The 16,518-nt window shown below is 36.7% G+C and carries 18 protein-coding genes and 4 pseudogenes; 17 read left to right on the top strand and 5 right to left on the bottom strand.

What is annotated here, in order from left to right:
* Positions 1-131 precede the first annotated feature (131 nt).
* Positions 132-302 carry an LPXTG cell wall anchor domain-containing protein gene (locus Q1X33_RS03600; protein ID WP_104872539.1) on the top strand — a complete coding sequence of 57 codons (171 nt, stop codon included), beginning with the start codon at positions 132-134 and terminating at the stop codon, positions 300-302.
* A gap of 344 nt (positions 303-646) precedes the next feature.
* Here Q1X33_RS03600 and Q1X33_RS03595 read toward each other — a convergent pair whose 3' ends face one another.
* On the bottom strand, positions 647-730 hold the full coding sequence (locus Q1X33_RS03595; protein WP_071869432.1) for a type I toxin-antitoxin system Fst family toxin: 84 nt from the start codon (positions 728-730) through the stop codon (positions 647-649).
* Between the two features lie 198 nt (positions 731-928).
* Here Q1X33_RS03595 and Q1X33_RS03590 point away from each other — a divergent pair, with 198 nt between their 5' ends.
* Positions 929-1,285 carry a helix-turn-helix transcriptional regulator gene (locus Q1X33_RS03590; RefSeq protein ID WP_002337567.1) on the top strand — a complete coding sequence of 119 codons (357 nt, stop codon included), beginning with the start codon at positions 929-931 and terminating at the stop codon, positions 1,283-1,285.
* 379 nt (positions 1,286-1,664) lie between these two features.
* Here the strand turns inward: Q1X33_RS03590 and Q1X33_RS03585 are convergent, their stop codons facing one another.
* Complete coding sequence (locus Q1X33_RS03585; RefSeq protein ID WP_002337568.1) at positions 1,665-2,159, bottom strand: ATP-binding protein; 495 nt, start codon at positions 2,157-2,159, stop codon at positions 1,665-1,667.
* Between the two features lie 906 nt (positions 2,160-3,065).
* Between Q1X33_RS03585 and Q1X33_RS03580 the strand changes: the two genes are divergently transcribed.
* The 14 genes and pseudogenes from Q1X33_RS03580 to Q1X33_RS03515 all read left to right on the top strand — a co-directional run bounded on the left by Q1X33_RS03580 (position 3,066) and on the right by Q1X33_RS03515 (position 13,606).
* A complete protein-coding gene (locus tag Q1X33_RS03580) occupies positions 3,066-3,488 on the top strand; it encodes a cupin domain-containing protein (RefSeq protein WP_002307506.1) in 423 nt (140 codons plus the stop codon).
* Between the two features lie 83 nt (positions 3,489-3,571).
* Complete coding sequence (locus Q1X33_RS03575) at positions 3,572-4,225, top strand: ATP-binding cassette domain-containing protein (protein WP_002307505.1); 654 nt, start codon at positions 3,572-3,574, stop codon at positions 4,223-4,225.
* Positions 4,222-4,986, top strand: a complete 765-nt coding sequence (gene fetB, locus Q1X33_RS03570; RefSeq protein ID WP_002337614.1) for an iron export ABC transporter permease subunit FetB — start codon at positions 4,222-4,224, stop codon at positions 4,984-4,986. Before Q1X33_RS03575 ends, fetB begins: the two co-directional genes overlap by 4 nt.
* 163 nt (positions 4,987-5,149) lie before the next feature.
* Positions 5,150-5,368 (top strand): annotated as a pseudogene (locus tag Q1X33_RS03565) (IS256 family transposase); the annotation flags it as partial.
* A gap of 534 nt (positions 5,369-5,902) precedes the next feature.
* Entirely contained in the window at positions 5,903-6,475 is a 573-nt protein-coding gene (locus Q1X33_RS03560; RefSeq protein ID WP_002292150.1) for a Dps family protein, read from the top strand.
* 144 nt (positions 6,476-6,619) lie between these two features.
* Complete coding sequence (locus Q1X33_RS03555) at positions 6,620-7,324, top strand: Crp/Fnr family transcriptional regulator (protein WP_005225219.1); 705 nt, start codon at positions 6,620-6,622, stop codon at positions 7,322-7,324.
* 228 nt (positions 7,325-7,552) lie between these two features.
* Entirely contained in the window at positions 7,553-7,891 is a 339-nt protein-coding gene (locus Q1X33_RS03550) for a hypothetical protein (RefSeq protein ID WP_003102891.1), read from the top strand.
* Positions 7,876-8,730, top strand: a pseudogene (lgt, locus tag Q1X33_RS03545) (prolipoprotein diacylglyceryl transferase). Before Q1X33_RS03550 ends, lgt begins: the two are co-directional and overlap by 16 nt.
* A gap of 146 nt (positions 8,731-8,876) precedes the next feature.
* Positions 8,877-9,110 (top strand): heavy-metal-associated domain-containing protein, encoded by a 234-nt coding sequence (locus Q1X33_RS03540; protein WP_003125439.1) that lies wholly within the window; start codon positions 8,877-8,879, stop codon positions 9,108-9,110.
* A 319-nt stretch (positions 9,111-9,429) separates the two neighbouring features.
* Positions 9,430-11,334, top strand: coding sequence for a heavy metal translocating P-type ATPase (locus tag Q1X33_RS03535; RefSeq protein WP_005225221.1), 1,905 nt, complete (start codon positions 9,430-9,432; stop codon positions 11,332-11,334).
* 113 nt (positions 11,335-11,447) lie between these two features.
* Positions 11,448-12,044: pseudogene (locus Q1X33_RS03530) on the top strand (HAD-IC family P-type ATPase); the annotation flags it as partial.
* 63 nt (positions 12,045-12,107) lie between these two features.
* Positions 12,108-12,344 (top strand): heavy-metal-associated domain-containing protein, encoded by a 237-nt coding sequence (locus Q1X33_RS03525; protein ID WP_005225223.1) that lies wholly within the window; start codon positions 12,108-12,110, stop codon positions 12,342-12,344.
* 1 nt (position 12,345) lies between these two features.
* Positions 12,346-12,897, top strand: coding sequence for a DNA starvation/stationary phase protection protein (locus tag Q1X33_RS03520; RefSeq protein WP_005237709.1), 552 nt, complete (start codon positions 12,346-12,348; stop codon positions 12,895-12,897).
* Between the two features lie 16 nt (positions 12,898-12,913).
* Positions 12,914-13,606 carry a Crp/Fnr family transcriptional regulator gene (locus tag Q1X33_RS03515; protein WP_005225225.1) on the top strand — a complete coding sequence of 231 codons (693 nt, stop codon included), beginning with the start codon at positions 12,914-12,916 and terminating at the stop codon, positions 13,604-13,606.
* Between the two features lie 41 nt (positions 13,607-13,647).
* Here the strand turns inward: Q1X33_RS03515 and Q1X33_RS03510 are convergent.
* The 3 genes and pseudogenes from Q1X33_RS03510 to Q1X33_RS03500 form a co-directional block, all read right to left on the bottom strand.
* Positions 13,648-13,980 (bottom strand): annotated as a pseudogene (locus Q1X33_RS03510) (transposase); the annotation flags it as partial.
* Between the two features lie 111 nt (positions 13,981-14,091).
* Entirely contained in the window at positions 14,092-14,712 is a 621-nt protein-coding gene (locus tag Q1X33_RS03505; protein WP_005237707.1) for a CadD family cadmium resistance transporter, read from the bottom strand.
* 401 nt (positions 14,713-15,113) lie between these two features.
* Complete coding sequence (locus tag Q1X33_RS03500) at positions 15,114-15,308, bottom strand: hypothetical protein (RefSeq protein ID WP_005225228.1); 195 nt, start codon at positions 15,306-15,308, stop codon at positions 15,114-15,116.
* 599 nt (positions 15,309-15,907) lie between these two features.
* Here Q1X33_RS03500 and Q1X33_RS16660 point away from each other — a divergent pair.
* A complete protein-coding gene (locus Q1X33_RS16660; RefSeq protein WP_226869574.1) occupies positions 15,908-15,985 on the top strand; it encodes a hypothetical protein in 78 nt (25 codons plus the stop codon).
* The last annotated feature ends 533 nt before the right edge of the window (positions 15,986-16,518 follow it).

Raw genomic sequence — 16,518 nt, 5'->3', positions numbered from 1 at the left:
ATTCTACCTTATTTGATAGTAGATTTAAAACTTTGCAACAGAACCGCTGATTATTTAGCTTATTAACGATAGACTCAATTGGTTTATTGAAACATACGCTACCTAAAAAATAATTAATCGTCAAATGATTTTTGAATATAGGAACAACAAAAAAAGTTGAAGCTAAAGAAATTGGAGCAGACGTTCAAAAAGACGGAACAGTTACAGTTAAAGGTTTAGACGGAAAAATGAAAGTTTTACCAAAAACAGGTGAAACAGCAAATATTGCATTGTCTGTCCTAGGTTCATTAATGGTATTATGATCAGGAATCATTTTTAAAAAGAGAATTTAAGTAAATTTAAAAGCATGGTCGCAAGTTTCACTAGCAGCCATGCTTTTATTGAATCATTGTAGGACATTTTAAAGATAAAATTGCCCACTTTAAAATTAAACATGTGCTTAGAATCGTTCTAGGCAACACCAATAACAACAGATAGAATCAGCAACTTGGCTTCATTTTGAAATCATGCTATAATGAATGTGCGAAACGAGATAAGTTCTAATGAATAGCACAAAAGCCCAACCTATTGCGAGTAGGTCGGGCTTTTCTTTGCACTTGTTGCGAATACAAGCGTGTGAGTTAGACAGCAACTTGCTTGCTATCGTCTAATCATCTAACCAATGATCAACTAATGTGATTATTAGACCCACTAAAAGTGGTGCGATAACTAACGAGATAATTTGTTCCATGAATAGCACCCCCTTACGGGGCAAGTTGCCGTTAATTAGTATAGCATACTTAATATTCTAAACAGTTGATAAATTAAGATAAAAGCTAAAATCACTAATCACAAGTGATTTGTGATTAATCACTTGTGATTTACAAGGTGTAACGATATAATTAAATGGAAAACGTGCAAAATATTTACATAAACAGGGGGGAGAAACTTGGAACTAGCATTTAGAGAAAACTTAAAAAAGATGAGAGGTACCAAATCAAAAGAAAAATTCTCCCAAGAATTAGAAATGAGTAGATCAAATTATTCACGAATAGAATCAGGAAAATCAGATCCAACCATAAAAACACTAGAACAAATTGCAAAGTTAACTAACTCAACGCTAGTAGTGGATTTAATCCCAAATGAGCCAACAGAACCAGAATCAGAACAAGTAACATTGGATTTAGAAATGGAAGAAGAAATAATCTCAACTCTCCAAAATCCTCAAAATACCGCTATATCAAGCCATTTCCAGCCTCTACTTTTCCACCCTTGTTATCAATCCCACCAACTCGATGTGGCTTGAGAGGACAGAATGAATGTCATTTGAGTATGTTCGTTCTCGGAAACATATTCACTGCGTTTTTAGCACCATCGGTAGACGGGAACATATCCATTCATGATAAAAAATAACGTGTCTAATTGCATAATCATGATTGAGTAGAGTTGTCAAAAGAATAAACATAACGTATTTCAGTAAGTTTTTTTCCTGTAATTTCAATAATGCATTCATCGTCTTCATTGCATCGCCACTTATTCTTCCGGCTGAATCAATACTACCCCCTGCTCTGAGATGACAATAATGATATCACCTGAAGCTGGTATCCCCTTGTTGGAAGTATATCTTTCAAAAAATTTGACAAAACTTATCATCTAGTACAATTTCCATGCCTAAAACCACAATATTAATATCCCTCGACTACTATAACTTCACCTTCTTCATCAGTTGGGGGTTGAAAATGATCATAATAAGTGGAAGCTGTTTGCTCCGTCAATATGATATCATTTTGATGATTTCCGTTTCTTTTTCGAATACGTTCCATAACAACTTCCTTAGGTGTCTTTATATAATAGATTTTGGGTTCTATGTCGTATTTCTTTAATAATGAAATATATTCATTTCTCATTTCTCTAGACCAAAATGAATAATCGAGAACAATATCAATGTTTTGCATGATAAGTGAAATTAGTTTTTCATCAAGATAGGTTTTAATATCTTCTAAAACCTCCTGAGGTAAAGGATGTTCATTCAAACCTCGTTTGAATGATTCTTCATCATAAGATAGTATTGTCATCCCGGTACTTTCAAATTTTTTTGCTAGTGTTGATTTACCTGCTCCCGCAGGGCCGCACATTAAAATAACTTTACTTTTCGACAAATTATCTACTGTATTTTTCATTGATATAACCTCCTATAACAAACCAAGAAAACATGACACTCTCCTTAAGCATTATTACTATTCACTCTTTTCATGATTTCCTGTACTATTGATGTTTTAGCATTCGCATAGTGCTGGACATGCCTCCATTTATGCATTGGCACTTAATCTCTTATTACTGGAGTTAAATTCATATGATTTTTAATCTGCAAAAAAGTTTATAGCACCGTCGCTTATACCAGAAAATATAACAAACGCCGCATTGTTTTTTGTGCACTTTAATAATCTATTCAACTAAGGAATTAAGCTGGCTGTCAAGAGAGTAATATCGTATCGAATCTCAGGTGGAAATTTTCTGCGGTATCTTTTTTGACTGAAATGACATTAGTGTTTTTTGGGGATTGTGTATGTAAGTATTTTTTAAAATCATTTTAACAAGTTTTGGACAAAAATTCTCATGAAAAAACAGAATTTAAATAGCATGATAAATTAGAGAAGATAGTTTAATGTGCTTATAGGAACACCCCACTTTTACAGTCACAATCAATAACCTTGCTACTTTCTTTCGAAATTGATAAGAGTCTAAAGGATTGACAACGCTTGATAGTGAGCATAAACTTAATGTACGCTAGTTAGTTTACAAGTGCAAACTAAAAAAGTATGATGTGTCGTCTCTGAAATTCTCCCTGATTCAAGTCATAACCAGAGTACATATCGGTTATTTTTTGATTCCATATTTTTTCCTTTATGTGCTGAGGATTAAGGGGTACCAATTGTAATTGCGCATTATATGGTCTTTGTTTAGAATCGCTCTCCAAAAAGCCAATTTTTTTGCATAGAATTTTAGATGTGGTACCATTAATTAGAATTATTATAAATAAGAAGTAGGTATCATTGTTTCAGTACAAAGACTAGGAGGAATGGAAGATGGAAATAGACTACAAGGATCATGGGAAGAAGCCGTATATCATTAATATTGAAGACGCCACCACAGGAAATGATAATTACCGGACGACCATTTGGACAGGCAGTAAACTGCAAGTCACCGTAATGTCCATTCAACCGGGCGATGACATCGGTTTGGAAGTGCACGAAGGCATTGACCAATTTATCCGTATTGAAGAAGGAGAAGGCGTGTGTAAAATGGGGCCTTCTAAAGATAACTTACATGTTCAACAAAAAGTGATGGATGATGACGCCGTATTTGTTCCGGCGGACATGTGGCACAACATCGAAAACACCGGTGATAAGCCGCTCAGACTGTATACCATTTATGCTGGTCCAGATCACCTTGAAGGAACGGTTCACCCTACTCATGAAGACGCCAAAAACGATCCAAACGAACACTGAGGTACACTAGGATGAAACAAAAGCCCTGCACCCGTATGGATGGTCCACTGGTGCAGGGCTTTTTTATAAAGGAGAGATGTGGTATGAGTGATTCATTGTTTCAATTAGAGAAGGTTGGTTTTCAGGCAAACGGAAACCAAATCCTTCAAGATATCTCTTTTACAGTAAACAAAGGGGAAGTGATTGTTTTTTCTGGTCCTTCTGGAAGTGGAAAAAGTACCCTTTTGAAATTAATTGGTACGCTGCTTTCCCCAACTTCCGGAAAAATTTATTATCGAGGTACGGATCTGCAAAAAATCGATCCTGTGGAGTATAGAAAAGAAGTCTCTTATTTCTTTCAAAACGCTTCTCTATTCGATGAGACAGTTCAAGAGAACTTGTCTTTTCCTGCCCGCATAAGAGAAGAAGGATTTGATCGGGAACGTGCAAAAAAATTGTTAGAACGAGTTCAAATACCTGAAACTTACTTATCGAAAGAGGTCAAGGAACTATCAGGAGGGGAAAAACAACGGGTTGCATTGGTCCGAAATTTGATGTATCAACCGAAAGTGTTGCTCCTGGATGAAGTTACCAGTTCATTGGACCAAGAAAACAGAGCGATTGTCCTTGATTTAGTCCGAGACATGATGAAAGACCAACAAACTACGGTGTTGGCCGTCACTCACAACCAGGAAGAAATCGACCAAGCTTCTCGTCTGATTACTATCAAAGGTGGAAAAATGGAGGAATCGAAATGACAAACAATTTGGAAATCAGTAATCTTTCTTTGCTTTTATCCTCTGTCCTCTTGATAGTTGCCTTGTTGATTGATTACAAAGAGAAATTGGGATTAGGAAACGACATTTTTATTGCGGGAATTCGCGCTGTCGTTCAATTATTCCTTATTGGATATGTATTGAGCTACGTATTACGAGTGGATAACAACTTTCTCACTTTAGCGATGGTTTTGTTCATTGTGTTCAACGCTTCTTATAACGCCCATACACGCAGTGAGGGGATCAACCGCTCTTTTAAAATTTCAACGACGGCTATTGGAGTAGGAACAGCCTTGTCCTTACTCATTCTTGTTTTTTCAGGAGTCATTGACTGGTCCCCTTCCCAAATCGTTCCAATTACAGGCATGATTGCCAGCAACGCCATGACTGCGATTGGAGTGACCTATCGGTCTTTGAATTCAAAATTTACGGACCAACGCCAACAGGTATTGGAAAAATTGGCATTGGGAGCCAATAAAAAACAAGCGTCCATGAGTATTGTAAGAGAAAGCGTCAAAACGGGCATGGCTCCTTCAATTGACCAAACAAAAACGGTTGGACTTGTCAGCCTACCAGGTATGATGTCAGGGTTGGTTTTTGCGGGAATTGATCCTGTTCAAGCGATTCGTTACCAAATTGTTGTGATGTTTATGTTGATTTCAGTTACTGCGATTTCTTCGTTTATTGCTAGTTATATGGCTTACCGTGAGTTTTATAACAATCGCAGTCAATTAATTATATGATTTGGGATGATACACTACTCTTAAAACCAGTGGTTACAATTTTATGTAGTTAAAAGAAGACCTCACGAGAATAATTGCAAAAAGAACTTCATTTTTTAAGGAAGAAGGATATTTTTGTCATCGAATCTTTGGAACGACTAGGGCGAAACTATGATGAAATTTTTTATATAGTGCAGCAACTGGATTGATTGAATCCTTTAATAAGCAAATCAAGAAATACAGCCACCGCAAGGAACAGTTCCAAAATGAAGAGTCGATGGAACGTTTCTTAGTCTCGTCTTTTGATACTCACAACCAAAAATTCCTAGGTCGCAGTCATAAAGGTTTCCAACAGGCCGAAGGCGAGCTCGAACAAATGCTGAGTCAACCGATGGAGAATTAGAAACAATCTACAGTAGGAAAGAACCATTTACACAAAATTATTGACGCTCCCAAGCTAAAACTCCTATTAATCGATCTACTAAAAATAAATAAAAAATTCTTTTCAATTTTTATTTATGGTATGACATAAATAAAGTAAAGTTATTCTTCTAGGTTAATCTTATTAATGCTCTTTCTCACTAGTGTTGCATGCAACACTAGTGAGAAAGAGCATTAAATATACTGCAAGGCAAGACATTTGGTAATTGAAGAATAACAAGCAAAAAAATAGCAGTCAGGTCTCTTGACAAAGTATAGTTGCTATTCTTTTTTTAGGCCCTACTTTAATGAAATTTTTGTTTGGAGGGAACGACTTCATTCCTTTGATTATTTCAGTTGAATTTAATAGAGAAGCCTGGCGTCTATTAAGAAATACTTTTCTTGATGAGCGTCAATTTTTTTAACGGAAATCTATCCTATACTAAATTCAGTAAAGAAAAAGGAGGAATCAAAGAAAGCTATTTTAAACAAACCAAAATTATAGGAGGAATAAATCATGACTGAAAATAAAGCTACTCAAGAAAGAACACCCCAAGAAAGATTGCAAGAAGAACAAGAACACAAGGAACATGTTCATCATACGAAAATTAATGCAGCGGCCATTGCGGATCATCTTTTAGGCAACATGCATACATTACATGTGAAACTGCACCAATATCACTGGTATGTAAAAGGAGCCAATTTCTTTACGTTGCATGAAAAATTTGAAGAGTTGTATAACGAAAATGAAAAATGGTTCGACAAACTTGCGGAGCGTCTAATTACTTCTGGGCATAAACCTGCTTCGACAACGGTTGAATTTGAAAAATATTCGATGCTTTCGGAAGATGCAGTTAATAAATACGCTAAAGCAGAAGACATGGTTGAAAATATTATCGAGGACTTCAGAAGCACTCGTGACCTAACTATTCGCGCGATTCGTTTAGCTCAAGACGAGGGTGACGATGCTTTAGAAGATACATTGATTGCTTTTAAAAATGACTTAGACAAGAACATTTGGATGCTGCAAGCGTTCATTGGTAAAGAAGCATTAGAAGATGATGACGCTCTTGATGAGGATGAAGATTAAGGTAAAAGTAGAAGCTGATTTAGGGATTGGAATTCTTTCCAGTCCTTTTTCCATTTTCTTGATGTGCATCAATTTTTTTGTAGTAAGAGACTTATATAATAAAAGCAGCGAATATAAACAAAATAAATAAAGGGGGAGAATGAATTGACTAAACATACCCATCATGAAATTGGCGACCACGCAGCCTGTATCCGCTTGGTTCCAATATTCAATCACTTAGAGGATAGCGCGATGAATTACATTGCTGAAAAAGCCCACACGAAACAGTATCAAAAAGGAGAGTTTCTGTTTCGTTCACAAGAAAAAGAGGATACTTTATATATTATCAATCGTGGGAAAATCCGTATTTATCGATTGGCAGACTCTGGCAAAGAGCAGCTAGTGCGGATCTTGAACCCTGGTGATTTCACCGGAGAATGGACCTTGTTCAACCCGGATACAGTACACGAGGAATATGCCGAAGCAACCCGAGATACCGTTGTCTGTATGATTCAGCAAAAAGATGTCCAAGATTTTCTGGAACAATATCCAGCTATTTCTTTAAAACTATTGGCGGAAATGTCTAAACGGTTAGAAAGTTCAGAACGTCAAACGACACAAGTAGCCTTGGAGAGTGTCATTACCCGTTTAGTTTTGTTTTTGGCAGAAAATGTGGAACCTGAAATGGGCAACTCTCCCACCATCACCCTGCCGATGGAAAAAAAGGACATTGCTTCCTACTTAGGAACGACACCTGAGACCATCAGTCGCAAATTTGGAGAATTGGAGGACGAGGGATTGATTCAACAGCTGTCTGGGAAAAGGATCAAGATTCAGGATTTAGATGATTTATTGCTTTACAGCGAATAATCGGACACACTTTTTTCTACACGTTGGTGTTCTGTCGCTCTTCATTAACAACGGGACAGAACTCAGTGCTTTTGCTTCCATCTGTCCGTTTTTGGCTTTTTTAAGACAGAACGACCTTCATTCATTGGAAAAATAAAAGCACAAACATGATAACCCTCAAGTTTTTTTGTTTTATTTTTCTTTAAGATAGGGTTGTCGAACAAAACGTAAAAATAAGTAGGGGTGAATGTGCATTATTTTTGGGTGATAGTTGCCATCACGTTGTCAGCAGCGGGTGCATTCTTTGTCGTCCCTTTCACCAAGAACACGATTGGCGGCGAAGCAAAAACGTCTAACGTTGTTGAGGCAGATAGGTTAGCTATGGAAAAAGAAGAGGAAGTTGTAAAAGGAGCCGGCGTAATCGGACACGGAAAAGTGGCGTATTACGAAGCGAGTGACCAGGGAGATAAAAGTGTATTCACTGTTTGGTTTCCATGGAGCTTAGCCGGAATCTTGTTCAGCATCACCATGACTAGAATGACGCGAAAAATTGAAGAAATGGAGCAAATAGAATGGAATTCGTATTAGGCGTTTTGAATCCCCATGCGGTGGAGATTGGTTCTGTTGTGATTCATTGGTATGGAGTCATTATTGCAGCGGGCATATTAGCGGCTCTCCAGTTGAGCACCAAGGAAGCAAAGAAAAAAGGACTGGAAGAGGATACCATTATCGATATGGCCTTATGGGCAATTCCGATTGGACTCCTCGGCGCTCGGCTTTATTATGTGTTATTTGAACTTGGTTATTATCTGCAAAATCCAGGACAAATCCTTGCGATTTGGAATGGCGGCATTGCGATTTATGGGGGATTGATTGCAGGAGGGGGTACGCTATATTGGTATGCAAAGAAAAAAGGTACTTCTTTGGCACTCGTTCTTGATATTTTAGCGCCCAATGTATTGTTAGCCCAGTCTATTGGTCGTTGGGGCAATTTTATGAATCAGGAAGCTCATGGTGGACCGGTTACTCGTCAATTCTTGGAAAATCTTTATTTACCTGAATTTATCATTGAACAAATGAATATCAATGGTACCTACTACCATCCGACTTTTTTATACGAGTCATTGTGGAGTTTGTTGGGCTTTGTCCTCATCGTCACTATACGGAACCGAAAACAGCTTTTGCGTCAAGGAGAAGTCGCTTTGAGTTACGTTTTGTGGTACTCAGTGGGTCGGTTCTTCATTGAAGGTATGCGAACGGACAGTTTATGGATTGGCGAGTAGATCCGCGTTTCACAAGCCTTGTCTCTGGCCCTGTTTATTGGCGCGATTGTAGTATGGTTTATACGCAGACAAGACTATCCACCAATTTATTATTATTCTGATGGCAATAAGGGGCAGAAAAAGACTATTAAGATGGTGAATTGAGCAAAAAGATAAAAAGAAGTGCAAAACTTGATATGCGTCAATTTTCGTTTGCTAAAAGTGAGATATACTACAGTTGTAAAGAGGAAAAGGCAGTGTTCATTAATCTGCTGCGGATAAAATAAAAACAAATAAAGGAGATAGGAATTATGGAAAAAGCTATATTGCAATTAGAAACGTTGTCTTGTCCAAGTTGTATGCAAAAAATTGAAGGTGCCTTGAAATCAGTTAACGGTATTGATAAAGACAGCATTAAAGTATTATTCAACTCCAGCAAAGTCAAAACCAATTTTGATTCAGCTGTCACTTCGATTGAAGAGATTCAAAAAGCTATCGAAAACGTAGGCTATCCGGTCCTTAAAGCAAAAGTCAAGGCCGCTTAACAGATTAAATGAACTAGGCAATTCTGGAAGAAAAGCTATTTTTCCGGGATTGCTTTTTTGTTGCAATCCGATTCGAGGTGCTTAGAAACGATAAAAGAGAACTTTCTAAACTTGATAGCCGTAAATTTTTATTCGATAAAAAGAGGGTATCGTTATAACTGTAAAGAGGAATAAGTGTCATTGAGGCTGTTAGATCAAAAAAATAGTGAGAAGGGACACGTATTTTTTCAAAACTTGATGTCAGTCAATTAATTACTTAGGCAATTATCTTATACTGTGTTTATCAATAAAAGAGAAATTAAATTTGGAGGGAAAAAGCATGCAACAATATATATTAAGCAAGAAAAATGTTATCACCGTCATCAGTGGATTGTTAATCGCACTCGGTTTCTTCAGTCACTTTGTTTTAGAAAACGTAGGACTTTCAGAGTGGTCTTTAATCATCGCCTCTGTCTTTGGGATTACGCCAATTGCCATTCAAGCGTTTCAAGCAATGAAAGTCAAAGTCATCAGTATTGATGTCTTAGTCAGTATTGCAGCGATTGGTGCGCTTTTTATTCAAAATTATGAAGAATCGGCTATTGTCACGTTCTTATTCTTATTCGGACACTACTTGGAACAACGAACATTGAACCAAACGCGATCTGCTATCAAAGAATTGACTGAAATGGCACCCGAAAGCGCCTTGAAACAAATGGATAATGGCGAATTTGAAGAAGTAGAAGTGGATGATGTAGATGAAGGGGATATCTTGCTTGTTAAAACGGGTGCGAAAGTTCCAGTGGATGGCACAGTCCTTACGGGCGAAGGGCATATCAATGAAGCTAGCATTACAGGGGAAGCTGTTCCGGTCAACAAGCTAGCTGATGCAGAAGTTTTTGCAGGAACCATTTTAGAAAACGGAACGATTCAAATCAGAGCTGACCGAGTTGGTGAGGACACCACATTTGGAAAAATTATTGAACTCGTGGAAGAAGCACAAGATTCTAAATCCGAAGCGGAACGGTTCATTGATCGCTTTTCTAAATACTACACACCAGCTGTCTTGGTTCTGGCAATTGTTGTATGGGCGTTCAGTCAAAATATTGAGTTAGCAATCACCATCTTGGTTCTAGGTTGCCCAGGCGCATTAGTTATCGGAGTGCCTGTCTCAAACGTTGCCGGTATCGGGAATGGTGCTCGTAACGGTGTTCTTTTAAAAGGGAGTGAAGTCATTCAAGACTTCAGCAATGTGGATACAATTGTATTTGATAAGACAGGTACTTTAACTGTCGGAAACCCAACCGTTGCAGCGACTGAACTGTATGAAAAAGATTCTGCTGAAACGCTTGGCTATCTGGCCAGTGTGGAACGGGAATCAGATCATCCATTAGCAAAAGCGGTCTTAAATCAAATTGGAGAAACAAATTTTTATCCTGTTGAAGGAACTGAAGTCGTGAAAGGCGGCGGAATCGTTTCAAGTGTAGCTGGACATAGAGTGGCTGTTGGGAATGTGGCCTTGATGGAAAAAGAAAATGTCACTCTCAGCAAAAAAGTGCAAAAAGATGTCAAACGGTTTGAACAACAAGGGAACTCTCTCGTTTTGACAGCGGTCGACGGTGAATTAAAAGTACTGATGGGCATTCGCGATCAAGTCCGTCCGGGTGTGAAAGCTAATTTGCAGGAATTAAAAGACTTGGGCGTGAAAAATCTAGTCGTTCTTTCAGGAGATAACCAAGGAACCGTTGATGTGGTCGCCGGCGAACTTGGTTTGACCGAAGCTCACGGCCACATGTTGCCGGAAGACAAATCGGCTTATATCGGAAAACTTCAACAACGTGGTCAAATTGTAGCCTTTGTTGGAGATGGCGTTAACGATAGTCCGTCCTTAGCTTTAGCAGACATTGGAATCGCAATGGGAAGCGGAACGGACGTAGCGATTGAAACATCCGATGTCGTTTTAATGAACTCGAACTTCAGCAACTTGCCTCACGCATTAGGATTAGTAAAAGCCACCGCAAATAATATGAAACAAAATATCGTGATTTCAATTGGAGTAGTGTTGGTCTTGTTGACCAGCGTCTTCTTCAGCGAATGGATGAATATGTCTATCGGAATGTTGGTTCATGAAGGTAGTATCTTGGTGGTAATTTTCAATGGCATGAGATTAATGAAGTATAAGTTGAAAGGTCGAAAAGAACAAAAAGAAGTATCAGCACCTGCAGAGAAAGTAAAAATATCTTAAGAATAAATTAGAAGAGGCTGAGACAATAGTCCATCCTTGAAATGACAAAAGCGGAAACTCAGATTTTTAAATCTGGGATTTTCCGCTTTTTTGAGTTCTTGAAAAAAAAGAAGAGTATTGTATTAACGGCAGTTGATCGTAAGTTAATTATTTTAATGGGAATCCGTGACCAAGTTCGAGCAGGTGTTAAACAAGACCTACAAAAATTAAAATCACTTGGTGTTAAAAATCTCACTGTATTATCAGGGGATAATCAAGGCACAGTTAATTTAGTTAAAAAGGAGCTAGGATTAACCGAGGCTCATGGCGATATGTTACCTGAGGACAAGCAAGCGTTTCTAAAAGAAAGACAGTCTACTGGTGAAATTATTGCTTTTATTGGTGATGGTGTGAACGATAGCCCTTCTCTAGCTACTGCAGAAGTAGGGATTGCTATGGGAAATGGGACAGATGTGGCTATTGAAAGTTCAGATATTGTTCTAATGAATTCCAATTTTAATCGTCTCCCCCATGCTTTAGGTTTAGCTAAAGGGACATATGCGAATATGAGACAAAATATTCTAATTGCTGTTGGTGTGGTGATAATATTATTGGTTAGTTTAATATTTAGTGAATGGATGTCTATGTCGATAGGTATGTTAGTTCATGAGGCAAGTATTTTAGTAGTTATTTTAAATGCAATGAGATTAAGAAGATATCAATTAAGATAATTGATCTATGTCAATTATCTTAAAAGAAATGTCCTGTATAATTTATTTAAAGGAGTGATAGATATGACTAAAGCAACATTAAAATTAGAAACATTAACTTGTCCATCGTGTTTACAAAAAATTGAAAGTGGTTTAAAACAGACAGCTGGTGTAGAAAAAGATTCTGTAAAAGTACTGTTCAATGCAAGTAAGGTAAAAGTAGATTTTGATGAAGAACAAGTCAATTTGAGTACAATTGAAAGAGCTATTGAAAACCTAGGATATTCAGTTATTAGTTCAAAAGTAAAGGAAGGTGTATAAAATGACAACAGCAAATGAAAGACAAGAAAAATTAGCTGCTGAAAAAGCATATAAAGAACACATTCATCATACTAAGATTAATGCTGTAGCTGTCACAGATCATATACTTGCTAATATCCATACCTTACATGTAAAATTACATCAATATCATTGGTATGTGAAAGGCACAAATTTCTATTCATTGCATAGTGTTTTTGAGAATTTATACAATGAGAATGAGACATGGTTTGATAAGATTGCAGAACGTTTACTAGCTTCAGGATTTAAGCCAGCTTCAACAACTACTGAATTTCAGGAATTTACAATAATTTCTGAAGATCCGTCTGAAAAATATTATTCTGCTGAAGAAATGGTCATACAGTTAGTAGAAGATTTTAGGACTAATCGTGAATTTACCGTTCGTGCAATGCGTTTAGCACAAGAAGAAGCAGATGATGCATTAGAAGATTTACTAATTAGTTATAAAGATTACTTAGATATAAATATTTGGCAACTTCAAGCCTTTGTTAACAAGGATGCGTTAGAAGATGATGACTATATAGATAACGATTAATTAGGAGGAAAGCTGTATGGCACACCATCACCACCATAGTCATATAGATTGTATACGTTTAGTTCCGATTTTTAATCACCTAAATGAAGAACAAATGAGTTTAATTGCGCAATCAGCGCAAGAAGTACATTATGCAAAGAATGCGTTGTTATTTGGAAATGGTGATAAAGATGACACACTTTATATTATAAATAATGGGCGTGTACGTGTTTATAACTTAAATGAATCTGGTCGTGAACAAACTGTACGCATATTAAATCCTGGTGATTTTATGGGAGAAGTGGCTATTTTTCAAACTGAAAGTTACCATTCTAATTATGCTGAAGCAATATCAGAAGTGAGCATATGTAGAATTCATAAAAAGGATATGGATGACTATTTAGGCGCTTACCCAGAAATTATGAGAAGAATACTATCAGATGTTACGAAACGTTTACAGGTATCAGAAAAGCAAACGATGCAGGTTGGTATGGAGCAAGTAGAGTCTCGTATTATTGATTTTCTATCAGAATACGTTGAAGATGAAGAAAACCATACTTATGTGACTTTACCAATGTCGAAAAAAGATCTAGCCTCGTACTTGGGTACAACCCCAGAAACAATAAGTCGTAAGTTCTCATCATTGGAAGAGAGAGGTTTAATTAAACAGCATACTCAAAAATATGTTGAGATATTTGATTTAGATAAGTTATTATTTGCATCAAGTTAAGTTAAATGGTTCTGTGTCAAATAGTATTGGTCAGCAACACTATTTTTACCAAATGTTGAAAAATGAGGAACAGGATCTTCTAAACTCAAACCTAAAAACCAGCGATAAGCGATATTCACTTCTATTTCTTTTATTGTTTGTCTCATACTTTTAATACCAAATAGATATTGAATCATTGGTAATTTAATTAGAAGAATAGGATCCAAGCTAGGACGTCCTTGGATTTCATCGTATTTCTCTTTAACCAATTCATAAATAAAGGAGAAATCAATACATTGATCTATTTGCCGCAATAAATGGTCCTGTGGGACCAAGTCTTCAAGAGAAAAGAAACCGATTTGTGCGCGTTTACTCATATCTTGTTTTGAGAGCATCTGGATACACCTCCAATTGATACTCTTATTTTAACGGATAAAAAAAGACAAAGCACTAAAAACTAGTACTTTGTCTACAGTCTGAAAGCCCCATTTAAGGGGCTTTTTTATCTATAAAATAAAGTTCAGAAAAGTCTCAATCGTGCCACTTTCATACATGATGTATAGTCCAAGTGGAATGAATACTAAGGGCACAATGATTCGCTCGTATTTTTCAATTGTCTCGGATATTAACGGAATAGAAGATAGCACCCGACTAAGCTCGCAAAAGATAATTATGCCGATTGCAAACACAAGCAACGCCACGAGGGTCTGTGACCAATCTAACGAAGCAAAATAAGGTATATAGATACCTAAATTATCTCCGCCAGACGCAATTGTCAGCAATGTGACTGTCCAAAACAGTTGATTTGCCTTGCTTTGTTCTAATCTTTCAATAATTTCTTCCTCTTCTTCTTCCTCACCTTCTCCAACAATTGCAAAGCGAATCCCTAAATAGATAGGGATTAAACCAAGCAATCCAACCATCCATGCTTCAGGCACGAAATTGACGACATAAGCAGCAACTAAACTCGCCCCTACAAGTAAGCCAGTTCCTAGATATTGCCCCGCATAAATATGCCATTTCTGTTTATTCTGTGATAGCTGTGCAAATAAAATAATTAAAATAATTAAATAATCGATACTGGTGGAAATATAAACACCAATAGCAGATATGATTGTCTGTCCCATAAAAAAACCTCCAGTATTAGTCAGTAATAAATCAGCAGATTTTAGGAGAGCACAGACACATTAATTTAGCTATCGCTAATGGGTAATGTCGAACGTAGGAAAGCATTTTACTCCTCCTCAAAACGTAGTTACAAAGTAATTTCTAACTGGAATTCGGTGACTACTTCCTTGTAAAGTATAACCCACTATACTTTACAAGGTAAAGTGTGGGCTCTCCGAGGGGTCTTGCAGACGGCTCTGTCGGCTCTTTTGAGCCGAGTATCAGCGCACCCTTATGGTGGCATTTAGCTGATACCTGTTTGACGTTTTGCTACTCTACCTTTTCGGTAGGTATGCAAACCTCAAACCAAAATAAAAACCCCCTTCGACTTTCGTCAGGGGGCTTTTATATTTAAGTGCATTTAATTTTGAAGATTACCCTCAAAATATAGACCAAAAACATCGACATTATTATTAATGGTTTGATGAAAACGAGTGATATTTTTGAACGTAAATTCATCACTATGATTTTCAAAGTATCTTCTTAACTGAATAATATTTTTTAAATCATTATCTGCAACAACAGTTAATAATTCATCTTTAAATTTACCAGTCATCTCTCAAAAATCTCCTAGCTATTTTTCTTCTTTAACCACATACCGTCAATCATCTTGTTGATTGCTAAAGTATTATTATTAATTGCCACGTCAAACAATTCATCTGATTTTTGAATACAAATCATTAAAATGGTAATTATGATATTGATTTTTGGGATTCTTTTCCAGCTGGAATGGACGAGTTAGCGAAAATTTTTAGAATGGTTGTCATGGGTGAAGATACCGTAAAAGGAATTGCATTAACTATGGAAATATTGCGGATGCTGCGACTATAGCTAAAGAAGCCTTAGAGGCGTTCTGTGACTTACTACAAGAAGAAGGAAAAGGTTGCTTTAAAGATCCAGAAAAAATTGCCAAATCATTCAACGTGCAATTACCATGAGTTATCGTTTAGGTAGACTTGCACAAGAATCCATCAATGTCGTTCTAAGTGTTCTTGTACGTGAAATTCGTGCGCTTGAAAAGAACATCAAAGACTTGGAAAAGCAATCAAGCAACTATTTGTCGGCATTCGAGAATATCAATATTTGCCCGGTGTTCCAGGTATTGGAAAGGTGTACTCCACTTAATTAATCGTTGAAATCGGTCAAATTGAACGATTGGAAAATCAAACAAAATTGGCAAAATATGCAGGCTTATATTCGAAAGTCAAACAATCTGGTAACTGTCAGTCATAAAATACACCTCTGACAAAACAAGGGAATCGCTATTTTGGATACTACTTAGTTAAAGCTACCAACTCTATAAAAAAGTATCTTCCTGAATATAAAGTTTTTTATCAAAGCAAATGTAAAGAGGTCCCAAATATAAACACAAACGAGCAATCGTCTTAAGTTACGCGTCTTGTGGATACGCTACTACGTAACCATCGACTCTACGCGTTGCCAAGGAGAGTAATAGGTAAATAACATTCTGTTATTGACGCAAACCTTTGAAATCCCCTGTAAAAAATTTGATTTTAGACGGAGCTAGTTAAGTGCGCTTCAAAACAGGTTACACAATAAAAATATTTTCAATCTTCAACTTGACTTATTACCATTAGATTTATTGACAAGAGCCTTTAAAATATATCTATTTTCGGTTTTTTATATTCAACAAGAAAAGACAAGATTCTCGAAGTACTGGAAGATTCTCGTCTTTTCTTTCATTTCATTGTTATTTAAGAGTTATCGTTACGATAATTTTGTCCATTTATTTTCTTAAAATCACA

Origin of the sequence: Enterococcus sp. B2E4, from assembly GCF_030499455.1 — a bacterium.
GTDB classification, from domain to species: Bacteria; Bacillota; Bacilli; order Lactobacillales; family Enterococcaceae; genus Enterococcus_D; species Enterococcus_D casseliflavus.
The sequence above is the reverse complement of the archived record's forward strand: the minus strand, read 5'-3'. Positions and strand labels throughout refer to the sequence as shown.